Origin of the sequence: Paraeggerthella sp. Marseille-Q4926 (assembly GCF_916618935.1) — a bacterium.
Classification (GTDB): Bacteria; Actinomycetota; Coriobacteriia; order Coriobacteriales; family Eggerthellaceae; genus Paraeggerthella; species Paraeggerthella hominis.
The window spans coordinates 546,422-558,581 of the sequence record NZ_CAKAKF010000001.1 but is presented as its reverse complement, the minus strand read 5'-3'; the positions used below and the strand labels follow the sequence as shown (position 1 = coordinate 558,581).

At 63.6% G+C, this 12,160-nt stretch carries 13 protein-coding genes; 8 read left to right on the top strand and 5 right to left on the bottom strand.

The window, feature by feature from the left end:
• Both LG373_RS02310 and LG373_RS02305 read left to right on the top strand, forming a co-directional pair.
• The gene (locus LG373_RS02310; RefSeq protein ID WP_225748868.1) at positions 1 to 621 is read left to right on the top strand and encodes a 4Fe-4S dicluster domain-containing protein; all 621 of its coding nucleotides are present in this window, start codon (positions 1 to 3) and stop codon (positions 619 to 621) included.
• 66 nt (positions 622 to 687) lie between these two features.
• Complete coding sequence (locus LG373_RS02305; RefSeq protein ID WP_225748867.1) at positions 688 to 1,416, top strand: molecular chaperone; 729 nt, start codon at positions 688 to 690, stop codon at positions 1,414 to 1,416.
• Between the two features lie 64 nt (positions 1,417 to 1,480).
• Here LG373_RS02305 and LG373_RS02300 read toward each other — a convergent pair whose 3' ends face one another.
• Positions 1,481 to 2,146, bottom strand: a complete 666-nt coding sequence (locus tag LG373_RS02300; protein ID WP_225748866.1) for a flavin reductase — start codon at positions 2,144 to 2,146, stop codon at positions 1,481 to 1,483.
• 91 nt (positions 2,147 to 2,237) lie between these two features.
• Positions 2,238 to 2,870: a hypothetical protein gene (locus tag LG373_RS02295; RefSeq protein WP_225748865.1), complete on the bottom strand. Its 633-nt coding sequence runs from the start codon at positions 2,868 to 2,870 to the stop codon at positions 2,238 to 2,240.
• Positions 2,871 to 2,990: 120 nt separating this feature from the next.
• Here LG373_RS02295 and LG373_RS02290 point away from each other — a divergent pair, with 120 nt between their 5' ends.
• The 6 genes from LG373_RS02290 to LG373_RS02265 all read left to right on the top strand — a co-directional run bounded on the left by LG373_RS02290 (position 2,991) and on the right by LG373_RS02265 (position 8,924).
• Complete coding sequence (locus LG373_RS02290) at positions 2,991 to 3,383, top strand: DUF4213 domain-containing protein (RefSeq protein WP_225748864.1); 393 nt, start codon at positions 2,991 to 2,993, stop codon at positions 3,381 to 3,383.
• A gap of 15 nt (positions 3,384 to 3,398) precedes the next feature.
• On the top strand, positions 3,399 to 3,851 hold the full coding sequence (locus LG373_RS02285) for a Rossmann-like domain-containing protein (RefSeq protein ID WP_225748863.1): 453 nt from the start codon (positions 3,399 to 3,401) through the stop codon (positions 3,849 to 3,851).
• A 682-nt stretch (positions 3,852 to 4,533) separates the two neighbouring features.
• The gene (locus tag LG373_RS02280; protein WP_225748862.1) at positions 4,534 to 5,664 is read left to right on the top strand and encodes an iron ABC transporter permease; all 1,131 of its coding nucleotides are present in this window, start codon (positions 4,534 to 4,536) and stop codon (positions 5,662 to 5,664) included.
• Positions 5,661 to 6,443: an ABC transporter ATP-binding protein gene (locus LG373_RS02275; RefSeq protein ID WP_216529794.1), complete on the top strand. Its 783-nt coding sequence runs from the start codon at positions 5,661 to 5,663 to the stop codon at positions 6,441 to 6,443. Before LG373_RS02280 ends, LG373_RS02275 begins: the two co-directional genes overlap by 4 nt.
• A gap of 30 nt (positions 6,444 to 6,473) precedes the next feature.
• Positions 6,474 to 7,610 carry an ABC transporter substrate-binding protein gene (locus LG373_RS02270; RefSeq protein WP_216529793.1) on the top strand — a complete coding sequence of 379 codons (1,137 nt, stop codon included), beginning with the start codon at positions 6,474 to 6,476 and terminating at the stop codon, positions 7,608 to 7,610.
• A gap of 87 nt (positions 7,611 to 7,697) precedes the next feature.
• A complete protein-coding gene (locus tag LG373_RS02265) occupies positions 7,698 to 8,924 on the top strand; it encodes a molybdopterin molybdotransferase MoeA (RefSeq protein WP_225748861.1) in 1,227 nt (408 codons plus the stop codon).
• 121 nt (positions 8,925 to 9,045) lie between these two features.
• Here LG373_RS02265 and rpmE read toward each other — a convergent pair whose 3' ends face one another.
• From rpmE to pyk, 3 genes are all read right to left on the bottom strand, one after another.
• Entirely contained in the window at positions 9,046 to 9,516 is a 471-nt protein-coding gene (gene rpmE / locus LG373_RS12280) for a 50S ribosomal protein L31 (RefSeq protein WP_114567886.1), read from the bottom strand.
• Between the two features lie 163 nt (positions 9,517 to 9,679).
• Positions 9,680 to 10,582, bottom strand: a complete 903-nt coding sequence (gene rhaD / locus LG373_RS02255; protein WP_114567885.1) for a rhamnulose-1-phosphate aldolase — start codon at positions 10,580 to 10,582, stop codon at positions 9,680 to 9,682.
• A gap of 8 nt (positions 10,583 to 10,590) precedes the next feature.
• On the bottom strand, positions 10,591 to 12,096 hold the full coding sequence (gene pyk, locus LG373_RS02250) for a pyruvate kinase (RefSeq protein ID WP_114567884.1): 1,506 nt from the start codon (positions 12,094 to 12,096) through the stop codon (positions 10,591 to 10,593).
• Positions 12,097 to 12,160 lie beyond the last annotated feature (64 nt).

Here is a 12,160-nt window from a genome sequence, read left to right as displayed (position 1 = left end):
ATGTCTCAAATGGGCTTTTACATCGACAGCGCTTCGTGCACCGGCTGCAAGGCCTGCGAACTCGCTTGCAAGGACAAGAACAACCTCGACGTGGGCGCTCGGCTTCGCCGCGTGCGGATGATGTGCGGCGGAACATGGGAGAAAGACGAGGCGCTGAACTGCTTCACCCCGCAAGGCGTGTTCTCGTACTCGGTATCGTTCTCGTGCGGGCACTGCGACTCCCCCGCTTGCTTCGCCAAATGCCCGCAAGGGGCCATCTCGAAGGACGCGGACACGGGCATCGTCACCATCGATCCCGAGAAGTGCATCGGGTGCGGCACCTGCAATGCAGCCTGCCCGTACGGCGCATGCCAGCTGGTCGAAGCTGAAAAGAAATCGCGCAAGTGCGATCTGTGCGAAGATCTGCTCGCCCTTGGCGAAGAGCCTGCATGCGTGGGAATCTGCCCGCAGCGCGCCCTGGCAATAGGCGAGATCGAAGAGCTCCGCAGCACCTACGGCAAGGTTGCCGACGTGCAACCGCTGCCCCCTTCGTCGGAAACGCTTCCCAACGTGGCGATTACCACGCACAAGGACGCCGTGTTCGAAGAGGGCGCAGGGCGGCCTCTCTCGCTTGAACAATAATCCCAACGCGCAAGGGGCTGCGGATCGCCCGAAGCCCCTTGCGTCGACGATTCGATAGGAGACGACATGGACACCGATGCCATCCGATCAAGGCTCGCAGAAGAAGAAGCCCTGCTCACGCTGCTCGGAAGACTGCTATACGGCATGCCGGATCGCGATCTTTTCGCCCGCGTCGTCGAAGAGCGCCTGTTCGAGTCCATACCCTTCGTAGACGGCGCACGGGCAAGGCAGCCGCAGGATCTGCTCCTCGCCTGGACGGACGCCTGCGCGACGCCCTTTTCCGACAGCGACTTCGAAGCCGTCCGCGTCGACTACACGCGCCTGTTCGTGGGCGCCCAAAAGGTAGCCGCCCCCCTTTGGGAATCGGTGCACTTCAGCCGCGAGCGCATGGTGTTTCAGGAGCGAACGCTGCAAGTGCGAGCAGCGTACCGAGCATACAACCTGGAGGTAGAGGGCTTTCAGCACGAACCGGACGACCATCTTGCCTCCGAGCTGCTGTTTGCGGCGCATCTGGCGCGCATCGCAAAGGAAAGCCTCGACGCCGGCAACGAAGAAGGATTCGAGCGGGCGATGTCCGACCAATATGATTTTCTGGAAGAGCACCCGAACTCCTGGGTGGAAGGTTGGCGCGACCTGATCCTGGAAAAATCGAACAGCAACCTGTACCGGGGCCTTTCGATGCTGATCGCGCAAGCCTGCAAGGAATCCGCGCTGCTTGCCAAGGAGCTGAAAGGGACGGACGACGCATGCCCTGGATGCGAGGCCCGCTGCCCCGCATCCAGCTGCAACGCGTAGGGGAAACGAGCAGTGCGGGCGAGGCGGAGCAAACCCGCCCTCGCCTCGCCCCGCATCCCTCGATCTACACGGCGACCCGTTCGAACATGTCCCGGCCCACGCCGCACACGGGACACACGTAATCTTCCGGCAGCTCGTCAAGGTACTCCATGTGGCCGCACACCGTGCATCGCCAAGCGAACTTCGGCTTCGCGTCGCCTTCACCGGGCGCAGCAGCAGGCTCCTCGCCCAGGTAACTCGATGCCTTCGGTGGCGTTTTCCCGCCCTTGACCAGATGATAATAGGCATACGTCATCGGATCGCCCGCGCAGGTTTTCTCCGCTTCCTCCACCTCGCCCACAAATAGGATATGCGTGCCCAGGTTGACGATCTGCACGACGCGCGCCGAGAAGCGCGAAACGCACTGTTCGGCCACGTAGGGAACGCCCGCCGCGTCTTCGGCCGTCTCGCACGAAGCGAACTTGTCCACATCGGCGCTCGAATGGAAGCCGAAGGTGCCGATAAGCTCCATCGTCGCCTCCTGGGACAAGCACGTTGCCGTGAAACGACCGGACTCGAGCACGGCTTCGGTCGTAGCGTTTTCCTTGTTCAACGTCACGCTCACCTGCATAGGGGAAGACGTCACCTGCTGAAACGTGTTCGCAACGCATCCGAAGCGCTTTCCCTCATGCTGCGCGCCAACGATGTAGAGCCCATAGCTCAAGCTATGAAAGGCCGATTTATCGATCATGATGGCACCTTCCCGCCGCGATGCGCCTGCCCGCGGTCCTGTCTCGTCTAATACCGATCGGTCGATTTTGATGATACTTGGTATCGTTTGCTCAAACAAGATCGAATGCCGAACGCAAGGTCGAACGAGCCTCGCCGTCGGGAGCGAGCATCTTCGCACCGCCCCAAACATCGCCGAACCGTTCGGCAGCAGCTTCGAGCAGCCACGCCCGCACCACCACGAGGGCGTGAGCGCTTCGGGCCGAAGGGCCCTGCGAAAGCACGTCCATGGCCGACGTCAGCCCGCCGCCGCGCAGCAGCTCCAACTGCCCCAGCTCGTCCACTACCAGCAAACCTGGGCTGTGCGGCGGATCAGCAGCTTTCAGCCTATCGAAATGAGCGTTCACCTGCGCAAGGGCATCGTCCGATATCTCCCAGGCAAGCTTCGCGCGAGCGCTCTGGCTTTCTTCGCGAAACGTTCCTTCGGCCAAAGCCAGATCGCGCCGCCGGGCAAAGGAAACCCGCTCGCCGTCCGGAAGCAAGACGTTGTCGATACCGATCTTTTCCAGAGTTTCGGCTCCCACCGCCGCAGAACAACCGGCGGCTTTTCCGGCTTCGCTCCCTCGCCAGACGCCAGGGGCCAAGACGCCCTCCACCGCAACGTCCTGGGCGACAAGTCCTTTCACCGCAGCCTCCAGCCAGCGGGTCTTCCCTATCTGCACGTCGCCTGTTAGCAGGAACAGCATGGTCGGCTCCCCTTCCTTGATTCTTCTCAACGGTGTATTATACGCCAATAGGTACAATATAAACGACGCGCTGCACGCAAAGGCGCTTCGACACGAAAACCTGCGAACAAGGAGAGCCGTATGGAACGCTCCGAGAACAGCACCTGCTCGAACGCACGCGAAGCGGAGACGGGCGATTCCTCCGGCACGCTGGAAAACCGATCCCCGTGGCAATTCTACGACTTGCTGATCGAAGGGATCCCCGAAGATCTTGCCGTGCGCGATTACTGTTTGGGAACGCACTGGTCGTACGTGGAGGCCGACTGCGGCATGGGCGTGAGCTTCACCTGCAAAGGCGGAGCGAGGCGCCAGGCCAAGAACGATTTGCGCGGATGCTCGCTTCGCGCGATGGCCCAGCTTGCGAAGTCATGGTGCTTCGAGGAAGCCACGCTTGGGGTGGCGGCTCTCAACGCCTACTACGCGCAGAAGCGCCTGCTCGATCCGCTGGGAGCCGTCTACGACGAGCCCGTCTAGCGTCCGGACGGAACCGTGCGAAGCAAAGACGCGTTCGAGCTGTACCGACCGCGCATCGCGGCGCAAGGCAACGCCAACGTCGTGGTGGTCGGGCACTTTTCCCACGTCGACCGCATTGCCGAATACGCCAATCTGACGGTGCTCGAAAGAAACTGCTCGCAGCCGCTCGACACGCCCGACCCCGCCTGCGAATACGTCGTCCCCCTGGCCGATTACGCGTTCGTAACGGGCGTGACCATCATCAACAAGACCGCGCCCCGCTTGCTGGACCTGGCGAAGAGCGCGACCACCGTCATGGTGGGCCCGAGCGTGGTCATGTCGACGCAGCTGTTCGACCGCGGCGTCGACATGCTGGCCGGCAGCGTCGTAGCCGATCCCGAGAAAGCCCGCTTCGCCGTGAAAAGCGGAGCCGGGCAGTTCTTCGGCGAAGCGCTCCAAATGACGTCGATCACGCGGGAGCTCGCGTAGCAAGATCCCACCTCGCGCACCGTGGGGCAACCCTCAAGCACGCCGTCCGCCGCACGCGAGGGCAGCGCGGTGCGGGCTTGCCCTGGACGAGCGCGCGAGCAAGCGCTGCGCCCGTCGCGCACGAAGACGGCGCGCAAGAAAAACCGCGATCCGTGGTAGGTTTTGACGGTTTGAGGTCGTCCTGACAGGTGCTGGGCGTGCGGGTTTGCACACTTAGCTTCACGTCACCTCGCTCACCTGCGGAAACGCAATAGACCCACATACAAGCAAGATCGATCAGCCAACCCAACGACCCCAAACCGTCAAAACCTACCACGGATCGCATAATTTTCTGCTGAAGGAGAAATCGGGGCGCGAAGCGGGCCGGCAGCATCATCCGGCCCCCGTGCCGGTCGGCGGCCCACCCGTTTCGCCCACGCGGACCGATCGCTCGTCGGGCCGCCCCCGCCCGTTTCGCCCGCTCGACCAACCACTCGGCCGCCCGCTCGCGCAACCCCCACCCGCTCCGGACGCAGCACGGACCGCCCTCCCGCACGACCCGCGCCCCGCCGACCCTCCGCTACCGACCCCCAACCCGCTTCAGGCAGCCCGCGCGCCAGCTTCGGCACCATTTATATTTGTTTGATTATATTCTCTTTCTAGTATATATTTGAGAAACAATATTATTCTTCATTGGGGGACTATGAAGACACGAGAGCTCAACGACCCGCCCGACGCATCGAAGGCGACCGCGCCTGGCAAAGAGGCGAACAGCAGCCGTGACCTTGATCTCGGGATGCGCGCCGCCCGCTGCGCATCCCGAAGAAACGCGCGTCGCGCCAACGCCCTCTTGCTCGCGCTCGGCATCCTGCTCATAGCAAGCGCGCTCGCTTCGCTCATGCTGGGTCGCTATCCCATCACGCCGGTAGAAGCAGTGGGAATGCTAGCCAACTTAGCCTTTCCCGTGGATCCGTTCTGGACCCCGCAGCAGGAAACGCTCTTCTTCCAAGTGCGCCTGCCGCGCATAGTGCTGGCCGTCATGGTGGGATGCAGCCTCGCCACAGCGGGCGCAGCCTACCAGGGAACGTTTCAGAACCCGCTCGTATCGCCCGACATACTAGGAGCGTCGCAAGGCGCGGCGTTCGGAGCGGCGTGCGCCATTCTGCTGGGCATGGGCGCGTTCGGCGTTTCCGCCTCCGCCTTCCTGTTCTCTATCGCAGCCGTGATGCTGGTGCTGCTCATCGGCACGCGAGCCCGAGGGAATCACCTGCTCATCGTGGTGCTGGCGGGCGTGATGGTCAGCTCGCTGTTTTCAGCGGGCGTCTCGTTCACCAAGCTGATAGCCGATCCCAACAACCAGCTTGCCGCCATCACGTACTGGCTCATGGGCAGCCTGACTGGAGCCAAGTGGAGCGACATGGCCCTGGCGGCCATCCCCATGGCAGTCGGGCTGGGAGCGCTGTTCGCCCTGCGCTGGCGCATCAATGTGCTGACCATGGGCGACGACGAAGCTTCCACCATGGGCGTGAACGCGCGTCGAACACGGCTCATCGTCATCCTGGCGGCAACCCTGATCACCGCCTCCAGCGTAGCCGTATCGGGCATGATCGGATGGGTCGGCCTGGTCATCCCCCACCTTTCCCGCATGGTCATCGGCTGCGACTACCGCAAACTGCTGCCGGCGAGCATGCTCATGGGCGCCAGCTTCATGCTGATAGTGGACGACATCGCCCGGCTGGTCGCAACCGCGGAGATACCCATCGGCATACTGACCGCATTCGTAGGCGCGCCGTTCTTCTTGTACCTCATCACCCGGAAGAAGCAGAAGCTATGAGCATCGACGTCAAGAACCTGAGCTTTTCCTACGGAAGCCGCGAGGTGCTGCACAACGTCAGCTTCTCCATCCCCGACAACATGCTGGTGAACGTGCTGGGACCCAACGGCGTAGGGAAATCCACGTTGTTTCGCTGCATCCTGTGCCTGAACGCCGCCTGGACAGGCGAGATCACCGTGAATGGAAAGAACCTGCGCGACCTCCCCATTCGCGAACGGGCGCGCGAGGTGGCCTACATCCCGCAGTCGCACTCGTCCACGTACGATTACGACGTGCTCGACGTGGTGCTCATGAGCGCTGGAGGCGACGTCGGGCTGTTCGGAACGCCGAAACGCCAGCATACGGACCGCGCCTGGGAAGCGCTCGAGCGCGTGGGCGTGGCGCATTTGGGACACCGCCCCTACACGCAGATATCCGGCGGCGAGAAGCAGCTGGTCCTTATCGCGCGCGCCATCGCCCAGAATGCGCGCACCATCGTCATGGACGAGCCCACCAGCGCGCTGGACTACGGCAACACGGTGCGCGTGCTGTCCACCGTACGTCAGCTTGCTCGCGAAGGCATGAGCATCGTGCAATCAACCCATCAGCCTGACCAGGCTTTTCTCTACTCCGACCGCACCCTCGTCATCAACGAGGGCCGCGTGCACGCCTTCGGCGACCCCAAAGAGGTCATCACGAAGGAGCTGGTAAGCGCCATCTACCACGTGGACGTGGAGGTCAACTCCCTATACGGCGACAAGGTGCGCGTTTGCGTGCCGGTACGCGAGATAGAACGGTAGGCTCAAGAAGCAATGGAAAGGAAGGCTCCCATGGGAGGGACTACGAAAACGAAGAAAGCGCCCTGGACCGCGCGCTTGCTGATCGCATGCGTGCTATGTCTTGGCTTGGCGTTCGTCGCAAGCGGCTGCGCCCAGCAAGCGCCGAGCGCGGACGAAGGCGCGAAGCAGGATCAGCCCGCGCAAAACGAGACCCGCACGTTCACCGATTCGGCGGGGCGCACGGTCGAGGTGCCGGCGCAAATCGACCGCATTGCGCCGGCCGGCCACACCGCAACACAGGTGCTGCTCACAATGGCCCCCGACAAGCTGGTGTCGATCTCGACCGAGCTTACCGCGGATCAGGCGAAGTATCTGGGAGCGGACTATGCGAACCTGCCCGTAACGGGAGCGGCGTTCGGCGCAAAGGGCGACCTCAACAAAGAGGCCGTCGCCGCCTCCGGGGCCCAAATCCTCATCGATACCGGCGAGCTCAAAGACGGCATCAAGGAAGACCTGGACACGCTGCAGCAGCAGCTGGGCATCCCCGTGGTGGTCATCGAAACCAAGATGAGCGACTACGGCAAAGCCTATGAAATGCTCGGCGACCTTCTGGGCATGCAGGACCGCGGCAAGGAGCTGTCCGACTACTGCAAGGCAGCCTACGACGAAACCGTGTCCGTCATGAGCACCATCCCCGAGTCCGATCGCGTCAACGTTGCCTACCTTTTGGGTGGCAAGGGGACGAACACCATCGCGAAGAACTCCTATCAGGGACAGGTGGTCGATCTGGTTGCCAACAACGTGGCCGACCTGGGCAAGGTATCCGGCAGCGGCGCGGGCGTCGAGATCAGCATGGAGCAGCTGGCTCTGTGGGATCCGCAGCTGATCCTGTTCGCAGGAGGAAGCATCTACGACTCCGTAGGTTCCGATGCCGCGTTTGCAGAGCTGACGGCCGTCAAGAACGGATCCTACTACGAGGTGCCCAGTACGCCGTGGAACTGGCTGAACAACCCGCCTACGGTCAACCAGGTGCTGGGCATGCAGTGGCTTCCCCGCCTGCTCTATCCTGACAAGTACGACAACGATCTGTACGAAACGGTGTCGGGCTACTTCAAGACGTTTTACGGCTACGATTTGAGCAAGGCCGAGTTCGATCAGATCGCAGCGCACGCGCAGCCTAAGGCATAGCAGCCGCGCTCGTATAGAAGAACCGCAGGAGAGCCCGGTACGCCGGGCTCTCCTGACGCACAAGGGAAACCGGACAAGGAGAGGCGCATGGGAGAAAAGATACTCGATGGATTCCCCTCGAAGGAAGAGGCTCTGGACGATTTCTTCGCCGCATGGGAGCCGGTGCGGCGCACCGAATACGTAACGCTCGACCATGCGGTAGGCCGCGTGCTGGCGCGCGACCTGACGTCCGCGAACACCCTGCCGGTGGTGCGCGCGTCCTCGTTCGACGGCATCGCGGTGAAGTCTGCCGCGTTCGCGAACGGACTGCCCGACACGAGCAGCTGGAAGCTCGGCGTCGATTACGCGCGCGCCGATACCGGCGACGATTTCCCCGACGAGTTCGACGCCGTGGTGATGATTGAGAAAGCGGCTATCCAGGAAGACGGATCGGTGATACTCGACAAGGACGTGCTCGTCGAGCCCGGTTCGGGCGTACGACCCGCAGGATCGACGCTGCGCGCAGGAGATGCGCTCATGAACGCAGGAACCATCGTCCGCCCCACCGATCTGGCCGCGCTTGCCATGGGAGGCGTTGCCATGGTGCCCGTGCGCGCCAAGCCGCGCGTCGCCTTCATTCCCACGGGCAGCGAGCTCGTGCCCGCCGGCATCAAGCCGTACCGCGGGCAGAACGTCGACGCGAACAGCCTCATGTGCAAGCACCTGCTGATCGAGTACGGAGCGGAACCCGTGCTGTTCCCTCTCGTGCACGACGATCCCGCCGACCTTGAGCGGGCGTTCGAGGAAGCGCTCTCGACTGCCGACCTGGTGGTGATCAACGGCGGTTCCGCGCTTGGCGAGGAGGACTTCAACGCCCGCCTGATCAAGCGGCGGGGACGCGTGGTGCATCACTATATCGCTGCCGTTCCGGGACGCCCGCTCATGATGGCCGTGGTGGACGAAAAGCCGGTCGTCAACCTGCCCGGGCCGACTATGGCGGCCTACTTCGGATCCGAATGGTGCCTGCAAGCCGTAATCGCGCGCATGCTGGACATCCCCCTGCATCGTCATCCCACGGTGCAGGCGCGCGCCGATGCAGCGAAGTCGAGCATCCCGAAGATGGCGAACATCGCGCGCGTGCAGGTGGAGCGCGACGGCGAGGGCTACACGGCCCGCTTTCTCAACTTCAAAGCGGGCGAGCTGGCCGCCTGCATGACGTCGAACGCGCAACGCGTATCCCCCATCGGCGAAGCAGGCTGGGAGGAAGGAGACCTCCTGGAAGTGGAGCTTCTTCGGGGCGAGGAGTTCATCGAGGCACGCCGAGCCAACCGATGAAGCAGCACGGCCCGCACGCGAACCGCATGCGGGCCGTACGGAACGCTTCTGCATGCACAAGGGCCGCATCGTTTTCGATGCGGCCCTTGCTGTGCGCGTTTCGCGTTATGCGTTCGGCACGCTATTCAGCGGCCGGCGCCTCCTCGACGAGAGCGTCGACGGCGGCAGCTTCCTCGGCGGAAGCCTCAGCCGGAGCAGCCTCGGCGGCAGCAGCCTCAGCCTCGGCGGCCTTCTTGGCCTCGGCCTCGGACTTCTTCGCGAACTCCTCGGCACGCTTAGCCTTCTCGGCGGCCTTCGCCTCGCGCTCGGCCTTCTTCTTGGCCTCGGCCTCGGCGACGGCGGCGGCACGCGCAGCCTTCCTGGCTGCCTCGCGCTCGGCCACGCTCTCCTTGGCGGCAGCGCCGAACTTGTCGGCGAAGCGCTGGACGCGTCCACCGGTGTCGACGAAGCGCTGCTGGCCGGTGTAGAACGGATGGCAGACGTTGCAGATGTCGACCTTCAGCTCAGACTTCGTGGAACGCGTCGTGAACGTGTTGCCGCAGCTGCACTTGACGGTGCACTCCCCGTACTCCGGATGAATTCCCTGTTTCATGGTTCTGGTTCTCCTTTACTGACCTTGGTTTCCGACCAAGGTGAAGACAAGCCTTTGCACTATAGCACACCAGCAGTCCGAATACCACTTCTTTGCGGAATAACTTCACGATACGGCAGCCCGCCGAAACGCGAAACGCGTCGAAAACAGCCGGCGCCGATCCTTACAGGTACGCTTCGTTGACGGGCAGGCCGTAAGCTGCGGCAATGCCGCGCAGGCCCTCGTCGGGAATCGTATTGAGAAACCGGTCGCCGCCCCCGTTCATCGCACGCGCCTGCGCGTACACCCCGGCAGCCTTCTCCACGGTCTGCACCACGCCGAACGCAGCGTCGAAGCCGGGAGCCGCGCAGAACAGCCCGTGATGCGCCCATACGCACACGCCGTGATCGCGCATTGCGGCGGCGGTCGCGTCCGCGATCTCCGGGCCGCCCGGAACCATCCACGGCACCACGCCGACGCCGGCCGGGAACGCCACCATGCTTTCGAGCATGGCCTTCCACAACGTGCGCGTGAACGTGCGCGCGTCAAGCGGCAACACGTTCGTCAAGGCTATGACCTGGGTTGGATGGGCGTGGTAGAGCACGCGGTCCGCCCCGGAGGAAGCATCCTTGCGCACTGAGTGAACGGCGCAGTGGCTGGCGAACTCGCTGGTGGGGCGGCCGCCGTCCTTGAACCCCCATACGATGCGCCACGCGTCGCCCGCAGGAGCAATCTCCACGATGCCGGCGTTGCCGTCTGCATCGAGCGCGACGTTGCGCATGACGCGGCCCGCGCCCGTGACCATGAAGAACTCGCCGCTCAAATTCTCCGCGCGAAGACCGAGCGGCACCCATGAGCTGGGGTTGTCGTAGAAAAACGATCGGCAAGAAGCCACCTCTTCGGGCTTCATGCGATACGACAGGTTGCCGCCGTTGCTTTCGTGCCACCCCTGCGCCCACCCGTCGGCGCACAGGCGCACGAACGATTTCGCGAACTGCTGCTGCTCCACGGCGACGCCGGAAACGGCGCCCTTCGCAGCCGAGACGCCCCGATCGAGCATCTCTTGAGCATCATCGAAAAAACCCATAGCCTCTCCTATCGTTCATGCGCCGGCGACGGCGCGCCAACGCCCGGCTGCTCTTCGTCATTGCGAATCCGCACGACGTACATCACGTTGGTGGCGGCTACCGTTTCGGCTCCCTGCGCGTCCGTACCCGCCGCCGGGCTGGTCAAAGGATCGCCTGCCGTGAACACGGCCAACTGCCCTGGGTTCACCAAACCGCGCTGCAGCACGGTGGCGTGCGCATGGTCGATAACGCAGCGCATATCGCCCTGCACGTCGCCGATCATAGGGACGACGCCCCAGTTCAACTGCTGCTGACGCATGACGCGCGAAAACGGCGTAACCGCGTAGATGGGCACGCGCGGACGCAGGTTCGACACCAGGCGCGCCGTGCGCCCCGACATGGTGGGGGCGACGATGCACGAGGCGCCCACGTTCTCGGCCGTCTGCACGGCCGCCATGCCCACCGCCAACGCGACGCGCGCATGGACGCGTCGCCGGTCGGGCGCGCGCTCTTCGAACAGGTACGGTTCGCTGGCTTCGGCGATGCGCGCCATCATGCGCACCGCAGCCACCGGATAGCTTCCCGACGCCGTTTCGCCCGACAACATGACCGCGTCGGTGCCGTCGTAGATGGCGTTCGCCACATCCCCAACCTCGGCACGCGTGGGACGCGGGTTGCGAATCATGGAATCCAGCATCTGCGTGGCCGTGATAGCCGGCTTCGACGCACGGTTGCATGCGCGGATGATTTCCTTCTGGATATGCGGCACGCGGTACGCGGGAACCTCCACGCCCAAGTCTCCGCGCGCGATCATGATCCCGTCGGCGGCTTCGAGTATTTCCTCGATGTTCTCCACAGCCTCCGAGCACTCGATCTTCGCGATCAGCATGATGCCCGCTCCGCCGTGCTGGTCCAGGAAATCGCGAATCTCGCGCACCCCGCGCGCGTCCCTCACGAAGGAGGCCGCGACGAAATCGACCTCCTGGCGAACGCCGAACAGCAAATCATCGCGATCTTGATCGGTCATAACCGGAAGCGGAACCGAAGTGCCCGGAAGGTTCACGGACTTGCGCTCTCCCAGCATGCCCGCGTTAAGAACCGTGCACAGAATGTCGGAACCCTCCGTTGCATCCACGCGCAACTCGATAAGCCCGTCGTCGATCAGCACGGAAGTGCCCGGCGCAACCACGTCCGCCAAACCCGGACACGTATGAGAAACCCGCTGCGCCGTACCCTCTACCTGGGCTTCAGTCAGCACGATCCGGTTCCCCGAGGCAAGCTGCACCGGTGCGCCGCCCGCCAAGCGACCCGTGCGAATCTCGGGTCCTCGCGTGTCCAGCAGCACCGCGCACGGGGAGTCAACCTCGTGGCATACCGCGCGCAAGCGCTCCATGCGCGCGGCGTGCTCGACGTGCGATCCATGCGAGAAATTGAAGCGCGCCACGTCCATGCCCGCCGCAATGAGGTCGCGCAGCGCGCCCTCGTCGTCGACCGCCGGCCCCAACGTGCACACGATTTTCGTTCGCCTAGCCATAGCCTCCCCGTCGTACGCCGTTTTCCTTCATGATAGCGCAAAGCGCCCGCTCCGCTTGCACGGA

Bases quoted from the DNA above. Each gene is read 5' to 3' on its own strand.
- rpmE (WP_114567886.1), bottom strand. From the start codon at position 9,516: ATGAAACAGGGAATTCATCCGGAGTACGGGGAGTGCACCGTCAAGTGC.
- pyk (WP_114567884.1), bottom strand. From the start codon at position 12,096: ATGGCTAGGCGAACGAAAATCGTGTGCACGTTGGGGCCGGCGGTCGAC.
- LG373_RS02300 (WP_225748866.1), bottom strand. From the start codon at position 2,146: ATGATCGATAAATCGGCCTTTCATAGCTTGAGCTATGGGCTCTACATC.
- LG373_RS02280 (WP_225748862.1), top strand. From the start codon at position 4,534: ATGAAGACACGAGAGCTCAACGACCCGCCCGACGCATCGAAGGCGACC.
- LG373_RS02305 (WP_225748867.1), top strand. From the start codon at position 688: ATGGACACCGATGCCATCCGATCAAGGCTCGCAGAAGAAGAAGCCCTG.
- LG373_RS02310 (WP_225748868.1), top strand. From the start codon at position 1: ATGTCTCAAATGGGCTTTTACATCGACAGCGCTTCGTGCACCGGCTGC.
- LG373_RS02270 (WP_216529793.1), top strand. From the start codon at position 6,474: ATGGGAGGGACTACGAAAACGAAGAAAGCGCCCTGGACCGCGCGCTTG.
- LG373_RS02265 (WP_225748861.1), top strand. From the start codon at position 7,698: ATGGGAGAAAAGATACTCGATGGATTCCCCTCGAAGGAAGAGGCTCTG.
- LG373_RS02275 (WP_216529794.1), top strand. From the start codon at position 5,661: ATGAGCATCGACGTCAAGAACCTGAGCTTTTCCTACGGAAGCCGCGAG.
- LG373_RS02295 (WP_225748865.1), bottom strand. From the start codon at position 2,870: ATGCTGTTCCTGCTAACAGGCGACGTGCAGATAGGGAAGACCCGCTGG.
- LG373_RS02290 (WP_225748864.1), top strand. From the start codon at position 2,991: ATGGAACGCTCCGAGAACAGCACCTGCTCGAACGCACGCGAAGCGGAG.
- rhaD (WP_114567885.1), bottom strand. From the start codon at position 10,582: ATGGGTTTTTTCGATGATGCTCAAGAGATGCTCGATCGGGGCGTCTCG.